Origin of the sequence: Collinsella aerofaciens (assembly GCF_015548375.1) — a bacterium.
Taxonomy (GTDB): domain Bacteria; phylum Actinomycetota; class Coriobacteriia; order Coriobacteriales; family Coriobacteriaceae; genus Collinsella; species Collinsella aerofaciens_AB.
On record NZ_JADMWW010000001.1, the window covers coordinates 52,604 to 72,911 of the forward strand.

The window sequence follows — 20,308 nt, forward strand, 5'->3', positions numbered from 1 at the left end:
CTCCTACAACACGGCGCCCTCGGGCAGGTCGACGCGAACAACGTCCACGACATCGCCCGCCGCAAGGTCGCACGGACCCTCGTCAATACGCAACAGGCAGTTCGCACGCTGCATAGTTCCAAGCAGCGCCGAATTCTGCGTCTTGGCCTCGGTCACCAACAGCTCACCGGTCTCGGGGTCGCGCAAAACCGTGGCGCGATCGAAGAAGCGTCGGTCCTGGCGCTTTTTCACGCCGTGCGTGAGCGTCGCCTGCTGCACGGGACGCGCACCCTCGGAAAAACCGCGCATCTTGCGAATCGCCGGACGGGCAAGCATCTCAAAGCCCACATACGCCGCGGCCGGATTGCCTGAAAGCCCCAGGTAGGGCTTACCCCCGAGCAAGCCAAACGTGATGGCCTTGCCCGGACGCATCGAGATGCGATCGAACAGCACCTCGCCCTCGCGCCGGACGAGCGCCGTCACGTAGTCGTAATCGCCCGCCGAGGCGCCACCACTTGTAATGACAAAATCGCACTCTCGCGTGGCGCGATGCACCAGCTCGGCAATCGCCTGCTCATCGTCGGGCGCAATACCGTAGAACACCGGATCTGCCCCGGCATCGAGCGCCTCGGCCATCAGCGCCGAGGAGTTGGAATCGCGAATCTGACCGCGCGCCGGTACCTTACTCGGTGCGACCAGTTCCGTGCCCAGCGAGATAATGCCCACGCGCGGGGCGGCATGTACCTTCACGCTCGCGTATCCGGCGCTTGCCAGCAAGCCGGCGCCCGCCGGGGCCACGACCTCGCCGGCATGCATCACAACATCGCCGGCATGGGCCTCCTCGGCGGCAGAGCGAACGTTCTCCCCTACCTTGGCAGGCGCCGAGAAGCGAACGTGCGAGCCCTCGTTGCCATCGCCGTCGAGCACGTCGACGATCTCGTACTTCACCACGGCATCGGCACCTTCGGGCACCGGCGCGCCCGTCATGATGCGGACGGTCTCGCCCGTGCCGATTGCGCCGTCAAACACATGGCCCGCGGCCTCGTGTCCGATAACGTCGAGCGTCACCGGCGCCTCGCCAGATGCCTGCGCCAAGTCCGCCGAGCGCACGGCATATCCGTCCATAGCGCTGTTGGCAAACGGCGAGATGTCGATATCAGCCACCGCGTCCTCGGCCAAGGGAAGACCGGCGGCCTGCCACACGGGAATCTCGACGAGATCGGTCGGAGCAACGTGCGACAGAACAATCGACTGCGCGTCCTCCAGCGGAATGAGTTTCTCTGCCATATGCACCTCTTAATGCCACGGCGCACAACAGGGGCGCCGATTCTTTATGCTTGTCTCAGTATAATCCCCCGACGCACGACCGCGACTCGGCCTGTACCCGCAAATACACCTGTCGGTTGCAGGCCGCGAAACAGAATGGAAACCAACCCACCGGCTCGTCGCGTTTACCGCGTTTTATAATGCTTGCGTTGCAACCTAAAAGAGGAACGTATGGCTCATAACGACAAACCCGAAAGCGCAAACGAAGCGCAGGATCATTCCCAGCCGCTCGACGAAGGCGGTTTTTTCTCCCTGAACGACGTCATCACGGCAGGCAGGCATCAGCTCACCCGCTCTGAGCATCTCTTGGCTGCCGACACGCGCCGCAACGCCCGCAACCTACTCGCGAGCACCAAGTTGCTCGCACTCGTCGTCATCGTCTCGCTCGCCATGGGCGTTGCCGCTTGGGCGTTTTTGGCCTCGCTGAATATCGCGACCGACTATCGGGAGCACCATGCGTGGGTCTACGCCTTGCTTCCCGTTGTGGGCATGGCCACCGCATGGGTCTACAAGAACCACGGTCTCGCCGCAAAGCGTGGCAACAACCTGGTCATCGACTCCGCTCTGGGCACACGCCTCATCCATATGCGCATGGCCGTCCTCACGTTTGTGTGCTCCACGCTCACGCACCTAACGGGCGGATCGGCCGGTCGCGAGGGGGCCGCGGTGCAGATCGGCGGCACCATCGCCAGCAACATCTCGAGCCTCGCCCACCTCAAAAAGCATGACCACCACGACCTCATGCTCGCCGGCATCTCGTCGGCCTTTGGTGCCGTATTCGGTTCGCCCCTTGCCGGAGCTTTCTTTGGCATGGAGATGTGCTTTATCGGCAAGATTGACTACACCGCGGGCATTTACTGCCTGGTCGCCTCGTTTACCGGCTACTTTACATCAATCGCCCTGGGTACCGAGTACGAAGCGAATGTCATCGCCAGCGTTCCCGCCATGACGCCCAAAACGGTCGTCATCGTTGTTATCAGCGCCATCATCTTCGGTCTGACGGCACGCCTCTTTGCGTGGTCGGTTCGAACCGTCAAGAGCCTGTACGGTCACTTTATCACCAATTACCTCGTTCGCGCACTTATAGGCGCACTCGTGGTTTTGGCCGCGTATGCCCTCCTCGACGCCTGGGACTACGCCGGCCTTTCCACATGGCTTTCCGGCGCCGGATTTGCCGGCAACACCACCCTGGCGGACGCAGCCATCAAGTTGGTCGTCACAGCGCTTACCCTGGGCGCGGGCTTCCAAGGCGGCGAGGTCACGCCCCTGTTTGGCATCGGTGCGGCGCTCGGCGGCTGGATCGGTTGCCTCGTCGGAATCGACCCCAGCTTTCTGGCGGCGCTGGGCATGCTCGGCGTGTTCTGTGCCGGCCTCAACGTGCCCATCACCACCTGCATGATGGCCATCGACCTGTTCCACGGCACGGCCGCCGGGTTCTTTGTCATCGTGGCCTTTATCAGCTACCTAACCGGCGGGCACCGCGGCGTGTACCCCGCCCAGCGCATCATCTCACCCAAGCGCCGTTCGCTTATTGTGGATGAGGGCGGTACGGTAGCGGATGCTATCGAGCGCCACAACGACCTGATAGAGTAGACGTAAGTATTCGCCGTGCAGCCACAATCGGGGGCAATTCGACCTGAGCGCGACCGCACCGTCACGTCATACGCCGGGAGTCGCCCCATGCACGCAACTGATTTTGGTCGCACGCTCATCATCGCCAACCCAGCCGCCCAGTCGGGTGCGGCGCACGAAGTTGCCGAGCGCCTGCAGCGCTTTTTGGACATGACTGCACGCGCATCCCAGTTTGACCTGGTGCTGACCGAGCGCATGGGGCACGCCAAGGAGCTAGCCGCCCAGGCAACGGGCTATCGCACCGTTATCGCGCTCGGCGGCGACGGCGTGATCCACGAGGTCGTCAACGGGCTTATGAAGCAAGAGGAAGACGCCCGCCCCGCCCTCGCCGTCCTGCCCGTGGGCTCCGGCAACGATTTTGCCCAGACGCTCGGCATCGACGATTTCTCCGGCAAGGATTTTGGCGCGTTGCTCACCTGCAAGCTGCAGCGTCAGGACATCGGGCGCATTCGCTCGTGGAGCCCTGCGAGCGGCAACGGCGAGGCTACCGTTGAGTACTACGACCAGACGCTTTCGGTCGGCATCGATGCCGCCATCGGCCTGGGCACCACCGAGCTGCGCAAAAAGACGGGCTTGACGGGCGCGCCACTCTACACCCTCTCGGGACTTGAGCAGTTTGGCCTACGCTATCGCAACTACCCCATGACAGTCAGCTTTGACGGGGTGCCCGCCGAGCGCGTGAGGGCGATCATCATGGCGATTCAGCTGGGTCCTACCTATGGCTCGGGCTATCGCATCTGTCCCGACGCCGACCCCTGTGACGGTATATTCGACGTCTGCTACGCCTGCGGCCCCGTTCCGCGCGCGGTCGCGCTTCCCATGTTCCTTTCGGCCAAAGACGGCCACCATACCAAGCTGCCACCGGTTCGTATGCGTCGCTGTCGCCATGCCGAGCTTATCTTTGAGGAGCCCGACTACCCCATCCAGGCCGACGGTGAGCCCATCGTCGCCTCGCGCATCGAGGTCGACGTCCTCGGCGGCGCCCTCCACGTCTGGCGCCCCACCCGCTAACCCCACCTAAGTTGCGGTGAAATAGGGACTGTTTATGCAGTTAAAGCCGCGAAACAGTCCCTATTTCACCGCAACTTATTGAAAAGATCATTCCTCCCCGCCTGGTTTGCGACGGTTGGCCTTTTTAATCGCGTTGAAGTGCTTGTCGTTGAGCCTGCGCTGGCGCGATCGCTGTGGCACCTTGGTCTTTACACGTCGGCGCGGCGGACGCCCGCGACGCTCAAGCTCAGCGCGCAGCTTACGCAGGCAGCTGCTACGGTTTTGGAACTGACTGCGGCTCTCGCGCGCTGTCACGGTAATCCCCGAAGGGATATGTTTCATGCGTACCGCCGAGTCCGTCGTGTTCACGCCCTGTCCGCCCGGACCTGTCGCGCGAAACACCTGCACCTCGCAATCGCGCGCCAACTCCTCGACCGACATCTCGGCATAGCGCGCATACTCGCGCCATCCCATCTTGTTCTCGTCCATATCAACACCTCCCCTCATACAAAAAATGTGACAAAGGGACAGTCCCTTTGTCACATCACATACCAATCGCTTGTGTTGCGCGCCTAGGCGAACGTGATTTCGCCGTTCTCGCAGTCCATATCGGCGATACGGGCCAGGCTCTCAACGCGGAAGCCGCGCTCGCGGAGCTTATCGCCACCGCCCTGGAAGCCCTTCTCAACGGCGATGCCAATGCCGGCAACCTCGGCACCCGCAGCCTCGCAGATCTTAATAAGGCCCTCGAGCGCACAGCCGTTGGCCAAAAAGTCGTCGATGATCAGGACCTTGTCGCCCTCGGACAGGAAGCGCTTGCCAACGATGACCGGGTACTCCTTTTGCTTGGTAAAGGAGTAGATGGTCGTGGCATACTGCTCGCCGTCGAGGTTGATGGACTGCGCCTTCTTGGCAAAGACCACCGGCACGCCGCCAAAATGCTGAGCCGCGATGCAAGCCATGCCAATACCCGAAGCCTCGATCGTCAGGATCTTGTTGATCTCGACACCCTCGAACAGACGGGCCCACTCGGCACCCATGTGGTCGAACAGCTCAACGTCGCACTGGTGGTTGAGGAAGGCATCAACCTTAAGGACGTTACCGGCCTTTACGATGCCGTCATGGCGAATACGATCCTCAAGCTCCTGCATGGCGCAACCCCTTCTCGCGGCAACGATACCGCGCGATTAATAAACGTTGTTCGATAGTCTACCACGGACCGACCCCCGCCCGCCCCACAAGCCACATCGCACCATAAAGCTGCAAGACCAGTAGATAGGCCCGATTCGTGGCAAACCTGCCACCACAAGCTAATGGCGGGCGCGCATCCTCGCCAAACGCACCAATGTGAGCGCAAAGCCCACGGTAGCAACGGCCATCAGCACGTAGAATACCAAACGGAAGCCAAAGAGGAACACGTCCGGACGACCCGCCACATAGCTCGTGACCGTCTTGCCCATCGCCGCGCTCGTCTGTCCATACAGGATGCGCGACGCCGCCGTAATACCCAGCGCTATGCCCGCATAGCGCGCCAAGCTGCTCAAGCTGCCCGCAAAGCCAAGCGCCTCACGCGGAGCCGAACCCATATACAGCGAATTATTGGGACTCTGGAAAATCGACGTGCCGCACGACATAAACGCGACGCAGCACACAATCATCAAGATGGAAGAGTGCTCGTCAAGCGTGCTCACCGCAAAGAGACCGCACACGTACACGCCCAGGCCAACGGCCGTGGGCGCTTCACAACCAACACGGTCGGACACCGAGCCCGAAAGCGGGCCCACAAAGGCATTCACGACCGGCATCGCCAAAAACAACAGGCCGGAGATATCGGAGCTAAAGCCGTGGGCATCCTGGAAGTAGAACGGCAGCACAAACTCGGAGGCACCGATACCCACGAACACGATAAGCATGCAAGCCAGGTTAATCGTGAAAGCCGAGCTCGCAAAGCAGCGACGCGCCGCCTCTGTCAACGGCATAGGGCGTTCGCCAGCCTCCGGCTTCACATGCGGCAGCGTATAGAGTCCCACGATAAACGAGATTACGCCAATGGGCAGATTGATAAGGAAGATGCTCTCCCAGGTAAAGCTCGCCACCAGCACGCCGCCGAGCACGGGGCCGCACATCATGCCAAGAGCCACAAAGGTCGCCAGAATGCCCATGGCACGGCCGCGCTCACGCGCCGGAAACGACTCGGTGATGATGCCCATATTGTTGGCCATCGCGGCGGCACAGCCAATGCCCTGCACGAAACGCGCCAAGATAAGCACCTCGAGCGAAGCCGAAAGCCCGCAAAGCAACGAGCCGCCCGTAAAGACGATTACACCAAGCTGGAACACATTCACCTTGCCGCGCACATCGCCCAAGCGGCCAAACGGCAGCATGGCGACGCACGTCGCGAGCAGATACACCGAGCTCACGAGCTGAATGCGGTCGAGACCCACCCCCAGCTCCTTTTGCATCACTGGGAGCGCCACCGTCACGATGCTCGCATCCAGACACGCCATAAAGGTCATGACGAGCACGGTGAACAGAATCGCCCATTTATTCTTACCGTGGGTGTCGCCCTCTAGGGCAATGTGTTCGCGGCGCAGCTGCTCGGCAGTTTTCTCCATCTATATCCTTTCTATCGTGCAACGCAAAAACGGGACCCCAATCGCCTACAAACGGACACGATCGGGGTCCCGCCTACGGAATCGGAACTATGAGGACGTCGTCAGCCGAAAAGCCGTCCCACGCCCCGCACGCACGCTAGCCTAGCACTGCTCGAGCGCCTGCTCAAGGTCGGCAATCAGATCGGCCGTGTCCTCAAGGCCGCACGACAGGCGCACCATGTCGGCGGAGATGCCGCAGGCGATGAGCTCCTCGTCGTTCATCTGGCGATGGGTGGCGTTTGCCGGGTGCAGGCAGCAGGTGCGGGCATCGGCCACGTGCGTGGCAATCTGGGCGAGCTTAAGACTCTTCATAAAGGTCTCGGCCGCCGCACGACCACCGGTAAAGCCAAAGCTCACGACGCCGCAGGTACCGTTGGGCATGTACTTCTGAGCCATGTCGTAGTACTTGTCGCCCTCCAGGCCCGGATAGCTCACGAAGCGCACTTTGGGGTGGCCCTGAAGGAACTTGGCGACCGCCAGACCGTTCTCGCAATGGCGCGGCATACGCACGTGCAGGCTCTCGAGCGAGCTGTTCAGGAAGAACGCCGCCTGCGGGTTCTGCATGGGGCCGAGGTCGCGCATGAGCTGCGCGGTTGCCTTGGTAATGAAGGCACCCTCGCGACCGAACTTCTCGGCATAGGTCACGCCGTGATAGCTCTCGTCGGGCGTGGTGAGACCCGGGAACTTGTCCGCATGGGCCATCCAGTCAAACTGGCCGTGATCGACGATCACGCCACCCAGGTAGGCCGCATGGCCATCCATGTACTTAGTGGTGGAGTGCGTGACGATGTCGGCGCCCCACTCAAAGGGACGGCACATCACGGGCGTCGGGAAGGTGTTGTCGACCATCAGCGGTACGCCGTGGTCGTGCGCGGCCTTGGCAAAGCGCTCAATATCGAGCACGGCAAGGGCGGGGTTGGCAATCGTCTCGCCAAAGACGAGCTTAGTATTGGGCTCAAAGGCTGCCTCGAGCTCCTCGTCGGAGCAGTCGGGGGCAACGAACGTGCAGGTCAGACCCATGCGCTCCATAGTATGGGCGAGCAGGTTGTAGGTACCGCCGTAGATGGCAGAGCTCGCGACCACGTGATCGCCGGCACCGGCTACGTTAAAGATCGCGAGGAAATTCGCCGCCATGCCCGAGCTCGTGAGCATCGCTGCGGTGCCGCCCTCCATCTCGCAGATCTTGGCGGCAACCAAATCGCACGTGGGGTTCTGCAGACGGCTGTAGAAATAGCCCGACTCCTCCAGGTCAAACAGCTTGCCCATGTGCTCGGACGTGTCGTACTTCCACGTGGTTGACTGGTAGATGGGCACCTGGCGCGGCTCGGCATCTCCCGGGTGATAGCCGCCCTGAACACATGTAGTACCGATGGTCTGCTCGCTCATATCTAGCTCCCTTGCCTGGCTTTTAGTTTTATTCGGTTCACGATACCGCTACCCTGCACCCCTCTCAACCCATCCCAAAGGTAGGTTATGGGACTAATTAATCAAGGGTTTTATCTCAAGCCTTGGGCATTTGTTCGATAGATAAAAATGAGGCATAGATGGAGCTCTCGATGATTACATGCACCGTCACGGGTACCATAGGCGGGTACACCGTAACCAAGGAGACAACGATGAAGCAAATCGATACGGCCCAGCTCGACATCACCGCCTGTCAGGCTCAGGCTGCCGAATACCACGCCCGTGGCTTTAACTGCGCGCAGGCCGTCGTCTGCACGCTCGCACCTGCCGTCGGACTCGACCCTCAGGTCGCCTTTACCCTCACCGAGGGCTTTGGCGCCGGCATGGGCGGCATGACCGAAACCTGCGGCGCCATCTCGGGCGCCGTGGCCATCATGGGCTTCGTGATGAGCGACGGCATGGAAAACCCCAAGACCAAGGGCCAGACCTACAAGCTGTCGCGCGAAATCGCCAAGCGTTTTGGCGAGAAGAACACGACGACCGTCTGCGGCACGCTCAAGGGCATCGGATCGGATAAGGGTCCGCTCCGCAGCTGCCCCGGTTGCATCGACGATGCCATCGAGATCGCCTGCGATATGCTAAAGCAGCTCGCCGAGTAAACACCAGCGGCATAAAACGACGGCCGGCGCGCTTGGGATCCATCCAAAAGCACGCCGGCCGTCGCCGTCAGAACTCGGCAAATTCGGGAGCGCCGACCTCGATCTCCTCGCGTCCCGCCATAAGCTCGCGCATCTTGGCGCAAAATGGCTCCTGCTCCCCCGCCTTAAACACCAAGTGAAGTGTAACGGTATCCGCGTAATCGGTATCCGAAACCTTGGCACCCAAATCCTGCGCCAAGCGAAGCACCTGCTCATACTGTGGATAGGCCACATACACGTCAACCGGCACGACGCTTGTCATCTCGACGATCTGCCCGGCCTCCTGAGCCGCGGCCACCGCCGCCTGCGTCGCCGCGGTATAGGCGCGCACCAAGCCACCAGGTCCCAACAGCGTGCCACCAAAATAGCGCGTCACTACGCAGCAAACATTTTTGAGCCCCGCGCCACGCAGCACCTCGAGCGTCGGCATACCGCTCGTGCGGCTCGGCTCACCATCATCGCTCTGGCGCTCGCGTCCACCGACCAAAATCCACGCGGGAACATTGTGTCGAGCGTCGTAATGACGCTTGCGAACCATCTCAATAAAGGCATTCGCCTCATCCTCGGACTCAATATGGATCAGCTGGGCAATAAACCGACTCTTGCGGTCCACAAACTCGCCCGAAGCCTCAATATTCGATTGCAGAGTAAAATAGCTGTCCAACAAAGCCCCTCAAACACAAGCAAAGCAACAAACAGCCTCAATAATACGGCAAAGACAGCACCGTTGCCCTCGCCAACAAGAGCGGAAACGCCAATGATGCCGTCACCAACAGCGAGAATCCGTCAGCGCGAGCAAGGTGCCTTGAAAAACGAGATTGCAACAGAAATGAGGCTGCCGATGACCAGGCAAAAACAGCGAGACGGCGTCAGCTGAGTCGATTTGGCCCGAAAAAGGAGGGAGCACGCCTTATGGCGGCGACCGACGAATGAGCGCCAAATCGGCCAGCTGACGCCGTCGCAGCGTCAACATAGTTGCCGAGTGGGCCTATAAGCCGGGTTCTGTCGTGAACGGTCATTTATCTTGTCTGCACGTTACCATGCAGCTCCACGCACGCTACCCGAACGCGGACCGGGCCGGCCCATAGCGTTCCTATTCGCGCTTGCTCCGGATGGGGCTTGCCAAGCCGCCGTGTTACCACGACGCTGGTGGTCTCTTACACCACCGTTTCAGCTTTTCCCTTTACGCCTTGCGGCGCAGGTGGGAGTCTTCTTTTCTGCGGCGCTTTCCGTCGGATCACTCCGCCCGGCCGTTAGCCGGCATCCCGCCCTCTGGAGCCCGGACTTTCCTCACGCGTGCTGCAAGCAGCACATCGCGCAACCGTCTGGCCCACTCAGCAGTGCAAGAGTGTAGCACACCGTTGCCGCAGGCAATGGCACAACACAAGCGTTCGACACGATAAACCAAGAACCGCGCTATGCAGTACAATAGGGTCGTCGATGGGCAACGTCGTCAGTCGAGACGCGACCGCGCTCCGCACCCCTCCGTCTACTCGGTGCGTTCCCGCCTCCTCCCCGAGGCGGGATGTCGGCATTTTTTCATGCACCGACAACCCAATAGCCCGTGGACAGCCCGGGCAGCATTTCACACGGGCAGCATCGCGTACCTCAGCAACAAATGCAAAAAGGGACCCGTCCATTGCGGACGGATCCCTTAAAACAAGTGATCGTCAAACCGATTTACTCGGCGTCGGTCTCCTCGTCCTTCTTCTCGGAAGGCAGCGGGGTAACCTCGATCTCGACGCCCAGAGTCTCAGCAGCGGACTTCATGGACAGGGAGATACGACGACGGTCGAGGTCGATCTCCATGACCTTGACCTGAACCTTGTCGCCCACGTGGGTGACCTGAGAAGGCTGATCGACGTGCTTGTTGGCCATCTCGGAGATGTGCACCAGGCCCTCGATGCCCTCGCCCAGGTCGACGAAAGCGCCGAACGGGACAAGCTTGGTCACAGTGCCCTCGACGATAGCGCCGACGGGGTACTTCTTGACCAGTGCGCGCCACGGATCCTCGGTGGTCTGCTTGAGACCCAGGGAGATGCGCTCGCGGTTGAGATCGACGTCGAGAACCTCGACCTCGACCTCCTGGCCGACCTTGACAACCTCGGAAGGATGGTTGACGTGGTTCCAGGAGAGCTCGGAGATGTGGATGAGGCCGTCGATACCGCCGAGGTCGACGAAAGCGCCGAAGTCGACGATGGAGGAAACGGTGCCCTGGAGACGCATGCCGGACTTGAGCTTGGACAGGATCTCGGAGCGCTCGGCCTTACGGGACTCCTCGAGCACGACGCGACGGGAGAGGACGACGTTGTTGCGGTTACGGTCCATCTCGATGACGCGAGCCTCGATGCGGGTGCCCATGTAGGAGGTGAGGTCCTTGACGCGACGGAGGTCGACGAGGGAAGCGGGCAGGAAGCCACGCAGGCCGATGTCGAGGATCAGGCCGCCCTTGACAACCTCGATAACCTCGCCCTCGACGTTCTCGCCGGAGTTGAACTTCTCCTCGATGCGGTTCCAAGCACGCTCGTACTCGGCACGCTTCTTGGACAGGACCAGACGACCGTCCTTGTCCTCCTTCTGAAGGACCAGAGCCTCGATGGGATCACCAAGTGCAACGATGTCTGCAGGGTTAGCGTCCTTACGGATGGACAGCTCGCGGACCGGGATAACGCCCTCGGACTTGAATCCGATGTCAACGAGCACCTCGTCATGCTCGATCTTAACGACAGTGCCGTTAACGAGATCGCCCTCATCAAAGTCGGTAATCGTACCGTCGATGAGGTTGTTCATCTCCTCCTCGTTGACATCGTCAAGAGAGAAAATGGACGAGTTCTGAATCTCACTCAAAGGTGGACCCCTTTCGAACTACGGGGCCCCGATTGCTAGGACCTACAGAAGGGTGCGACAAGCACACAACGTTTAGGAACACTCGGGAGCCGACAGATACTAATGTGACGCTTATGCAATCACGTTCGTATAGGTTACGGGGAAATGGGTTCGATTTCAAGCGTGAACTGCGTTTTTTTACTCGTATGGAGACTTTTTCGTAATCTTATGGACAGCCGTCTCCACAACTTGACGATAAGCAGTTTGCCCATACGCCTTTGAGGTAAAGTATCCGGAGCCAACGATTCTGGAACGATTTATCGAGAAAGGTGCCCGCGTGCTCAAAGCAGTCGTTTTCGATATGGACGAGACGCTTCTTAGCATTAACCTCAACGCATTCATCCTTCGGTATTTTAAGGATGTCTCGTCGATGCTCGCGGACATCGGGCGACGCAGCCGCGGTGGCACGATGGCACGCCTCGGCACCATCTTGGTCGACCTCAACGCCAACCGCCGCAGTGGCACGGACAATCGCACCAATCTTGAGTTTTACCAAGAAGAGGTTGAGCGCCGGTGCGGCATCTGCCTCTCCGATCCCCTCATCTACGAGGCGTTTACCTACTATGACCGCGAAGTTCTTCCGCACAAGAACGACGATGTCATTAACGCCCACGCCATGCCGGGCGCGCACGCCGCGCTCCAGGCTGTACAGGACGCAGGACTGCGTTGCGCGCTCTTCACCAACCCCAGCTTTCCGCAGGGGGCCATCGAGTGCCGCATGGGTTGGGGCGACCTGGCCGACGCCCCCTTTGAGCTCGTCACGCACATGGGAAACACCACCCGCTGCAAGCCCGATGCCACCTACTATCTAGAGCAGCTTCAGGTGATGGGGCTCGAGCCGCACGAGGTCCTCATGGTGGGCAACGACCCCAAGCGCGACTTCCCCAGCCCCGCCTGCGGCATTCAGACTGCCTATGTGGGCCAAGGCAAGCCCAGCCGAGCCACCTGGCGCGGAACCATGGAAGACTTCGCCCACGACTTCAACGCCGTAGTAGAAGCCTTCTACGAACACCAAGTAGCCAACGAACTGTCCTAACAGACTCGAGTTTTGCCGATCATGATGTTTAGGATCTCGATGTCGGTGTCTTTCATGCCCACGCGGCCCACGTAGCCCATGCTGGCGATTGTCTGCTCGACGGTATCCTGGATCAGGCCCTCACCGGCGCGGAAGCCGCGGCCCTGCATGGCCATATCGTGGCCCAGAATCGCAGCGTCAACGGCAGCGGAAATCTTGGCGGCACAGCTTGCCTTGGCGCCATCGCACACGATGCCGCCCACGTTACCGAGCGTGTTCGAAACCGTCGCGCCAATCTGCTCGCGCGTGCCACCACACAGCCAGGTAATCGCGGCACCGGCACCGCATGCGGCGCAAATAGCACCGCAAAACGCCGAGAGCGCACCAATATAGCTCTTGATATGCACGGCGATCAGATCAGACAGCATCACGGCGCGCACCAGGCGATCATGGTCGCAGCGCAAATACTCGGCATACTCCATAACGGGCAAGGCGCAGGTAATGCCCTGATTGCCCGAGCCGCACACGATGGCGACCGGCAGCGCGCAGCCGTTCATGCGGGCATCGGACCCGGCGGCCGCACGGGCACGGGCACGGCAGGCGACGTCATCGGCGCGGGCGCCCAGCAGCGTACGGCCCACCTCGGCACCCCAAGCGTGCGCAAGACCCTCGGCGCTAATCGCACCGTTCAGCTCGATCTGACGCTCAACGGCAGCGCGGGCGTCCTCAATGTCGCCGTCCTCGATAAAGTCAATGATGGACTCAATCGACATGGGCGTGTCGGCGCTATCTGCCGCACGCTCGGCCACGACGCGCTCGGCGCAGGCGGCACACTCCCCCGCCGACTTGCCGCATACCGGAATACCGTCGAGCGTATGGCACGTGACATTGGTGTGGTGGTCGGTAATCTCGACGACCGCGGTATGGCCCCCGGCCGTGGCAGTCACCTTGATGTAGAGGTTGGGCACACCCTCGACAAGCGACACATCACAGTAACCGGCATCGGCGAGGAGCTCGGCCACGCGAGCACGATCTTCGTCGTTAACGCTCTCGAGCACCTCGAGCGCGCTCTTGGCGTCACCGCCCACGGCACCCAGCACGGCCGCCGCCTCAATACCATGCATTCCGCCCGAGTTGGGCACGGTCACGCTCTTGACGTTCTTGATGATGTTGCCCGAGCAGGCAACATCCATATGATCGGGCTCGCAACCGAGCGTCTGGCTCGCCAGCGCCGCTGCATAGGCAACGGCAATGGGCTCGGTGCAGCCGAGTGCACAGACAAGTTCGCGGTTCAAAACATCGCAAAACGCGGCATCACGGATGGAATCGGTAGGCATAGGTATCTCCTGCTTGCATAACGGGCTGGGCTCTCAAAAAAGTTACCTCCTTTATTTGATAACAATGCATCAAAAACCGCAACCATGGTTCCGGCGGACGGCGCTCGAGCACAAATTGGTGGCATTATTCATGAGAAGCCAATCTTGTTGCACGCTAAAGCGTTTGACCAAAAAACGCCCGAGCGTTTACGCAAGAGTCGCGTTATCATGCAGTCGAAAGCGGTAAACACCTTTAGCATTTGCGCCGCACAGACCAGAGAGGAACCATCCATGAAGATCGGTATCGGTAACGACCACGCCGCCGTCGAGCTCAAGAACATCATCTCCGAGCACCTGAAGGAGCGCGGCTGCGAGGTCGTGAACTTTGGCACCGACACCTCCGAGAGCTTTGACTACCCCATCGCCGGCTACAAGGTGGGCAAGGCAGTTGCTAACGGTGACGTCGACCTGGGCATCCTGATCTGCGGCACTGGCGTCGGCATCAGCCTGGCCGCCAACAAGGTCGAGGGCGTGCGCGCCGTCGTGTGCTCCGAGCCCTTCAGCGCCAAGCTCTCGCGCATGCACAACAACACCAATGTGCTTGCCTTTGGCGCCCGCGTCGTGGGCTCCGAGCTCGCCAAGATGATCGTCGACGAGTGGCTTGACGCCGAGTTTGAGGGCGGCCGTCACGAGCGTCGCGTCAACCTCCTCAATGAGATCGATCAGACTCGCGGCCTTAAGGTCGTCGACGAGGCCTAAGGCACCCAACGCCACAAGATAACGGTAAGGGGCCCGCCCGGAACACACATCCGGGCGGGCCCCTTTGTAGTTTTAGACATAAAAAGAGCGCCGCGGATGGAGTCCCGCGGCGCTCAAGCCACACGCTAACAGCTTTAAGGAGTCAAAGCTGGTTTAGCCAAAGAAGCGCTTGATCTCGATCTCGGCGTTCTCCAGGCAGTCGGAGCCGTGAATCACGTTGGCGTTGACATCGACGGCGAAGTCACCGCGGATGGTGCCGGGGGCAGCATCAAGCGGGTTGGTGGCGCCCATAAGGGTGCGCATCTTGGAGACGGCGGAAAGACCGGAAACAACCATCTTGACGACCGGACCGCTCGTCATAAAGTCGCACAGACCGCCAAAGAAGGGTTTGTCGGCCAGATGGGCGTAGTGCTCCTCGACGGTAGCGCGCTCGAGCGTGGTCATCTCCATGCGCTCGATGACAAGGCCGCTGCGCTCGATACGAGCAACGATCTCGCCGATCTTGCGATCGCGCACAGCGTCGGGCTTAATCATGATGAAGGTCTTCTCGATAGCCATAAGGTAGCCTTTCAAGTAGGTTCGCGCGTGCCCAAGTCCCATTCCGGCACCCGCCTGAACTGCATCGTAACAGAGTTTTAGCTGCAGTTAAACAAAAAGCTGTTTATTGAAGCGCTGTAATTTATTGAAGCGTTCCATATGTGTCACCTCTGTTTCGAAGCCCGATTAGAGTACCATCCGCTCCGCCACCAACTGCACCGAACCGAGCAGACGGTCGGTTGCCGCCCGTGAACGCACCCCCTTCACAAGCTGCCCAAAGGTCCTACAGAAGTTCTCGACAAGCTCCTCCCTTCCCTATAACAAAACGGGCGCCCACCGTAGCGAGCACCCGTAAAGGCAAGATATGATGAACGCACCAGACAGACGCATCCTATAAGCTAATTAGCTCCGTGGCCCATCTCGACGACCTTGGTCAACGAGCCAAACACACCTTCGTCGGCAACGAGTTGTGCCTCGGCACGCTGCAGCTGCACGGCAACAGCGGCAGGGGCGGTACCGCCCTCGGTCGTGCGCGCGGCGACAATCGACGGGATGTCGAGCGCCTCGGTAATATCGCGCTCAAAGAGCGGGCTTGCCTCCTGGAACACCTCAAACGGCAGGTCCTCAAGATTGCAGCCGCGCTTCTCACACATCAGGACCAGATGGCCCACCACGGCATGCGCCTCACGGAACGGCAGGCCGCGCTTGGCCAGGTAATCGGCAACATCGGTAGCGGCAAGGTGCCCCACGCCGCACTCGCGCGCCATGGCATCCTCGTTGACGGTCCAGGTCGAAATCATACCGGCCATAACCGACAGACACTGCATGAGCGTGTGGGCGGTATCGAGCGCGCCCTCCTTGTCCTCCTGCAAGTCCTTGTTATAGGCCAGCGGCAGGCCCTTCATGGTCACAAGCAGCTGCACCAGGTTGCCATAGACTCGGCCGCTCTTGCCGCGGATAAGCTCGGCAAAGTCGGGATTCTTCTTCTGCGGCATGATGGACGAGCCGGTGGAGTACGAGTCGGAAAGCGTGATGAAGCCAAATTCGGAGCTCGACCACAGCACGATCTCCTCGGAAAGACGCGACAGGTGCATGGCCATGACGGAGCCGGCGTAATGCAGATCGAGCAGGAAATCACGGTCGGAAACCGCATCGAGCGAGTTGGGAATCACACCCGCAAAGCCAAGCTCGGCAGCCGTCATCTGACGATCGAGTGGATAGCTCGTACCGGCAAGCGCGGCAGCACCCAGCGGGCAGTTGTCGGCGGCATCAAAGGCGGCCTTCAGGCGTGTAAAGTCGCGCGCGAACATCCAGGAATACGCCAGCAGATGATGTGACAGCAGCACGGGCTGAGCATGCTGCATGTGCGTGTAGCCCGGCAGAATCACCTTGTCGTACTTCTTGGCCGCATCCACCAGCACATGGCGCAACTCAAGATTGGCCTCCATGAGCTCCTTGGCCAACGCCTTGACGCCCAGGCGCGTATCGGTCGCCACCTGGTCGTTGCGCGAACGCCCGGTATGCAAGCGCTTACCGGCCTCGCCGATACGGCGCGTCAGCTCGCTCTCGATGGACATATGAATGTCCTCATCGTTGATATCGAAGGTGAAGTTGCCGGCATCGATATCCTGTTCGATTCCGGTCAGGCCCTCGGCAATCGCCTGCTCGTCCTCTGCGCTGATGATGCCCTGTGCGGCCAGCATCTTGGCATGTGCCTTGGAACCGGCGATATCCTGCTTATAGAGATGCTTATCGACCGGCAGCGATGCGCCAAACTCCTGCGTGACCTCGGCCACGCCCGCCTCAAAACGACCGCCCCAAAGAGCCATGGAACCGTCTCCTTTCTCCAAATACCAAAACAAGCGTCCAAAGCAATGTGCCCTGTCGCTAAAGCGATTTATCAACCGCTAGTTTTACACACTCCCTGCCGCGCGCGGGGCCATGTGGCTAATTTGCAAAGAAGTGACGCACCATGCACTTGGCGCCCAACGTCTCCCTCCGGATGTTGCCCTGCGAACCATCGATCCAGGCCTTCAGGCTCATAGGAACGTCCTCGACCCTTACAGCATCGAACTCGGGCGCGAGGGCAAGCAAAGCATGCGCGATAGCATTGAACATAATGGATACTCCTCATATATATAGGCACAGAGCCGCCAAATTGATAGAAGGAGCCCCGCCGGACAACCCCGGCGGGGCTCGGACTCAGCCGCAGACGCGGCATCATATATGCGGGCGGAACGTAGGGGCCACCGATGTTAAGAAGTGTCAGCAAGCATAACGAAAGGTAGGGACCCCGTGCGCCCGTTATGTATCACGCGGATGGGCCGCGCGGATACCAAGGGAAGGAGGCGCTAGGCCTGGGCAGCAGCAGAGCTGGGGCCCTGGACCTTTGCCCACGTCTTGAGCGACAGCGTATCGATCTCGATAAAGCCGGCGCTGGCCTTCTCGTCAAACGTGGTGTCGCGGTCGTAGGTAGCCAGGCCGTAGTCGTAGAGGCTGAAGGGACTCTTGCGGCCGACGACATGGCAGTTGCCCTTAAAGAACTTCAGACGGACAGTGCCGGTCACGAACTTCTGGGTATCGGCCATAAAGGCGTCGAGCGCGTTCTTGAGCGGGCTGTACCACTGGCCGTTGTACACGGCGGTGGCCCAATCCTGCTCGAGCTTGATCTTGGTCTTGAGCAGGTCGCCCTCGACGCAGATGTCCTCGAGCGCCTTGTGGGCGGTGATGAGCGTCAGGGCGCCGGGAACCTCATAGCACTCGCGGCTCTTGAGGCCCACCAGACGATCCTCGACCAGGTCAAGACGGCCAAAGCCGTTGTCGCCCGAAATCTTGTTGAGGGCGATGACGATCTCGGAGAGCTTCATCTTCTTGCCGTCGACGGCGACAGGCTTGCCGGCCTCAAACTCGATCTCGGTATAGGTCGGGGTGTCAGGCGTGTCCTCGGGGTTCTTGGTCATAACCCAAGCGTCATCGAGCGGCTCATTCCAAGGGTCCTCCAGGTGACCGCACTCGATGGCGCGACCCCACAGGTTGTCGTCGATGGAGTAGGGGTTGTCGTTGGCACCCTCGGGAACCGGCACGTTGTGGGCGTGGGCATAGGCGACCTCGTCGGGACGGCACTTCAGGTCCCACTCGCGAACCGGGGCGATAACCTTGAGCTCGGGGTCGAGGGCCTTGACGGCGGCCTCAAAACGGACCTGATCGTTACCTTTGCCAGTGCAGCCGTGGGCGACGTAGGTCGCGCCAAACTCGTGGGCGACCTCAACAAGCTTCTTGGCAAGCAGCGGGCGAGACAGGGCGGAGAGCAGCGGATACTTATTCTCGTACATGGAGTTTGCGGCGATGGCTTTGGTCAGGAACTCATCGGAGAACTCGTCGCGCAGGTCGAGCACCTGGCAATCGAGAACGCCCAGGTCGAACGCCTTCTGCTTCTTGGCATCCAGTCCGGTCTCTTCCTGGCCCACGTTGCCGCAGACGCAAACGACATCGAGATTCTTCTCGTCCTGGAGCCACTTGACACATACGGATGTATCAAGACCACCGGAATATGCGAGAACGACTTTTTCCTTGCTCATGGCTGTTTCCTTTCGCCCTTGGTAGCTAGTTAGAACATCGGTCAGTTGCAAGTCATTTCAAGGTCATATACCGTGCAATATCAGGTTAAATAGCAAAAATCAGCACATACATGCCCTAGAAACATGCAGCAATGTCGTGCTAAAACCCAACGACCTCAAAATGACTCTGTTGAGGCAATTCGCCCCATGCGGACAGAGACGATTGTTATCGTCGTCGGGAAATTGCGCGCTGGCGTCGGATGGCATTGTCTGCAGTGGTGATGATCTTTACGAACTGCATCTGCCTCTCCTTTCACGTATCGCCGGGCGCAATTCAAATATCGTAAACGGTACCTTTTACTCGGTAAGCGGTTGTTTTTCCGTCTCCGTTTTCGATGGTCGCTATATTACGCTAAAGTGCCCGCAGCACAAGCGACAAATTCAAATTTCTGAAAAGTTTTTTCATTACTTTGTGAAGCGTGGTGCAAATACGCACCATTCCTGCGAAAATACGCTCGACTACTAGTTGATGGTTATAACGTCTGAAACAATCTCGAAACGAAAGGCGCATTTTTATGCAAACTTACGAATCGGACGCCAACATCGGCAACATTAAGATTCTCGCCGTCGATATGGACAAGACGCTGCTGACCGACGAGCGTGTGCTGCCCCAGGGTCTTGATGAGCGCCTGGACAAGCTCGCCGACGCCGGCATCGTATTCTGCCCCGCCAGCGGACGTCCCGCCCCCAAGCTCGAGGAGATGTTCGAGGGCATCAAGAACCGCCTCGCCTTTTGTCCCGACAACGGAGCTTGCGTGATCTATCGCGGCAGCTATATCTATAAAAGCAATATTGACGTGGAGCTGTATCAGCAGGTCTTGAACCGTGCCTCGGAGGATCCTCGCGCTGTCCCCGTCCTGTGCTGCTTCGACGAGTTCTACGTGCTTGCCCGCGACCATCAATACCACGACGAGATCAGCGTCTACTACAACACAATCAACTACGTAGACAGCTTTGAGGGCATTGATTTCGAGTCCAACAAGATTTCGGTCTTCTTCCCCGGCTACGACGCCGAGCCCGCTTTCCGCGAGACCTATAGCCCCGAGTTCTCGGACAAACTCTACGTCACCAACGCTGGGCGCGAGTGGATCGACTTTATGAACCTGGGCGTCGACAAGGGCGCCGGCGTCGCTCACCTGTGCGAGCACCTGGGCATCGATATTGCCGATGCTGCCGCCGTGGGCGATACCTACAACGACATCCCCATGCTGGAGCGCGTCGGGCATAGCTTTATCGTGGACAATGCCGAGGAGCACATGAACGCGCACGCCAAGTGGCGCATTCCGAGCAACAACGACGGGGGCGTACTGACGCTCATCGACGCTATCTTGGCGGCCCGGTAGCCGTCCCATCGGGCCTGGCCGGGCGGCACAGGATAACTTTTCGCTCGGTCAGGTCCTGCGCAAGACGAAAGCCACATTAAGTGGCTTTCTTTGCGTGCGGAATCTACGAAAAGTTAACCTGTGCCGCCCGGCCAGGCCCTAGGTTTACTTGT

Annotated in this window: 18 protein-coding genes and 1 other RNA gene; 6 read left to right on the forward strand and 13 right to left on the reverse strand. The window is 59.9% G+C overall.

All coding sequences use genetic code 11. From position 1 onward, the window contains the following. Positions 1 to 3: 3 nt before the first annotated feature. Positions 4 to 1,266 (reverse strand): molybdopterin molybdotransferase MoeA, encoded by a 1,263-nt coding sequence (locus I1969_RS00240; protein ID WP_195232041.1) that lies wholly within the window; start codon positions 1,264 to 1,266, stop codon positions 4 to 6. A gap of 210 nt (positions 1,267 to 1,476) precedes the next feature. On the opposite strand from I1969_RS00240, the gene I1969_RS00245 reads away from it, so the two are divergent. Continuing rightward, entirely contained in the window at positions 1,477 to 2,898 is a 1,422-nt protein-coding gene (locus I1969_RS00245) for a chloride channel protein (protein WP_195232042.1), read from the forward strand. An 87-nt stretch (positions 2,899 to 2,985) separates the two neighbouring features. Beyond that, entirely contained in the window at positions 2,986 to 3,948 is a 963-nt protein-coding gene (locus I1969_RS00250; protein WP_195232043.1) for a diacylglycerol/lipid kinase family protein, read from the forward strand. 87 nt (positions 3,949 to 4,035) lie between these two features. Here I1969_RS00250 and I1969_RS00255 read toward each other — a convergent pair whose 3' ends face one another. The 4 genes from I1969_RS00255 to I1969_RS00270 form a co-directional block, all read right to left on the reverse strand. Further along, on the reverse strand, positions 4,036 to 4,416 hold the full coding sequence (locus I1969_RS00255) for a peptide chain release factor family protein (protein ID WP_195232044.1): 381 nt from the start codon (positions 4,414 to 4,416) through the stop codon (positions 4,036 to 4,038). A gap of 83 nt (positions 4,417 to 4,499) precedes the next feature. Next, positions 4,500 to 5,078 (reverse strand): xanthine phosphoribosyltransferase, encoded by a 579-nt coding sequence (locus I1969_RS00260; protein ID WP_089571612.1) that lies wholly within the window; start codon positions 5,076 to 5,078, stop codon positions 4,500 to 4,502. A 159-nt stretch (positions 5,079 to 5,237) separates the two neighbouring features. Further along, positions 5,238 to 6,542, reverse strand: coding sequence for an MFS transporter (locus I1969_RS00265; protein ID WP_195232045.1), 1,305 nt, complete (start codon positions 6,540 to 6,542; stop codon positions 5,238 to 5,240). A 141-nt stretch (positions 6,543 to 6,683) separates the two neighbouring features. After that, positions 6,684 to 7,967, reverse strand: a complete 1,284-nt coding sequence (locus tag I1969_RS00270) for an O-acetylhomoserine aminocarboxypropyltransferase/cysteine synthase family protein (RefSeq protein WP_195232046.1) — start codon at positions 7,965 to 7,967, stop codon at positions 6,684 to 6,686. 230 nt (positions 7,968 to 8,197) lie between these two features. On the opposite strand from I1969_RS00270, the gene I1969_RS00275 reads away from it, so the two are divergent. Further along, positions 8,198 to 8,644, forward strand: coding sequence for a C-GCAxxG-C-C family protein (locus I1969_RS00275; RefSeq protein ID WP_229028169.1), 447 nt, complete (start codon positions 8,198 to 8,200; stop codon positions 8,642 to 8,644). A 67-nt stretch (positions 8,645 to 8,711) separates the two neighbouring features. Here I1969_RS00275 and I1969_RS00280 read toward each other — a convergent pair whose 3' ends face one another. From I1969_RS00280 to rpsA, 3 genes are all read right to left on the reverse strand, one after another. Then, positions 8,712 to 9,350, reverse strand: coding sequence for an IMPACT family protein (locus tag I1969_RS00280; protein WP_195232048.1), 639 nt, complete (start codon positions 9,348 to 9,350; stop codon positions 8,712 to 8,714). 308 nt (positions 9,351 to 9,658) lie between these two features. After that, positions 9,659 to 10,020: RNase P RNA component class A (rnpB, locus tag I1969_RS00285), an RNA gene on the reverse strand. A 343-nt stretch (positions 10,021 to 10,363) separates the two neighbouring features. Next, complete coding sequence (gene rpsA, locus I1969_RS00290) at positions 10,364 to 11,530, reverse strand: 30S ribosomal protein S1 (RefSeq protein ID WP_022095232.1); 1,167 nt, start codon at positions 11,528 to 11,530, stop codon at positions 10,364 to 10,366. 316 nt (positions 11,531 to 11,846) lie between these two features. On the opposite strand from rpsA, the gene I1969_RS00295 reads away from it, so the two are divergent. After that, positions 11,847 to 12,605 (forward strand): HAD family hydrolase, encoded by a 759-nt coding sequence (locus tag I1969_RS00295; RefSeq protein WP_195232049.1) that lies wholly within the window; start codon positions 11,847 to 11,849, stop codon positions 12,603 to 12,605. Here I1969_RS00295 and I1969_RS00300 read toward each other — a convergent pair. Further along, complete coding sequence (locus I1969_RS00300; protein WP_195232050.1) at positions 12,602 to 13,921, reverse strand: L-cysteine desulfidase family protein; 1,320 nt, start codon at positions 13,919 to 13,921, stop codon at positions 12,602 to 12,604. The genes I1969_RS00295 and I1969_RS00300 overlap by 4 nt on opposite strands. Positions 13,922 to 14,191: 270 nt before the next feature. Between I1969_RS00300 and rpiB the strand changes: the two genes are divergently transcribed. After that, entirely contained in the window at positions 14,192 to 14,659 is a 468-nt protein-coding gene (gene rpiB / locus I1969_RS00305) for a ribose 5-phosphate isomerase B (RefSeq protein ID WP_055251633.1), read from the forward strand. 153 nt (positions 14,660 to 14,812) lie between these two features. Here rpiB and ndk read toward each other — a convergent pair whose 3' ends face one another. The 4 genes from ndk to I1969_RS00325 all read right to left on the reverse strand — a co-directional run bounded on the left by ndk (position 14,813) and on the right by I1969_RS00325 (position 18,774). Next, positions 14,813 to 15,217: a nucleoside-diphosphate kinase gene (gene ndk / locus I1969_RS00310; RefSeq protein WP_055251725.1), complete on the reverse strand. Its 405-nt coding sequence runs from the start codon at positions 15,215 to 15,217 to the stop codon at positions 14,813 to 14,815. Positions 15,218 to 15,594: 377 nt separating this feature from the next. Further along, positions 15,595 to 17,025 (reverse strand): argininosuccinate lyase, encoded by a 1,431-nt coding sequence (gene argH, locus I1969_RS00315; RefSeq protein ID WP_195232051.1) that lies wholly within the window; start codon positions 17,023 to 17,025, stop codon positions 15,595 to 15,597. 118 nt (positions 17,026 to 17,143) lie between these two features. After that, positions 17,144 to 17,314, reverse strand: a complete 171-nt coding sequence (locus I1969_RS00320; protein ID WP_161144721.1) for a hypothetical protein — start codon at positions 17,312 to 17,314, stop codon at positions 17,144 to 17,146. 233 nt (positions 17,315 to 17,547) lie between these two features. Next, positions 17,548 to 18,774, reverse strand: a complete 1,227-nt coding sequence (locus I1969_RS00325) for an argininosuccinate synthase (RefSeq protein ID WP_195232052.1) — start codon at positions 18,772 to 18,774, stop codon at positions 17,548 to 17,550. A gap of 554 nt (positions 18,775 to 19,328) precedes the next feature. Between I1969_RS00325 and I1969_RS00330 the strand changes: the two genes are divergently transcribed. Further along, positions 19,329 to 20,156: a Cof-type HAD-IIB family hydrolase gene (locus tag I1969_RS00330; RefSeq protein ID WP_117746767.1), complete on the forward strand. Its 828-nt coding sequence runs from the start codon at positions 19,329 to 19,331 to the stop codon at positions 20,154 to 20,156. Positions 20,157 to 20,308: the final 152 nt, after the last annotated feature.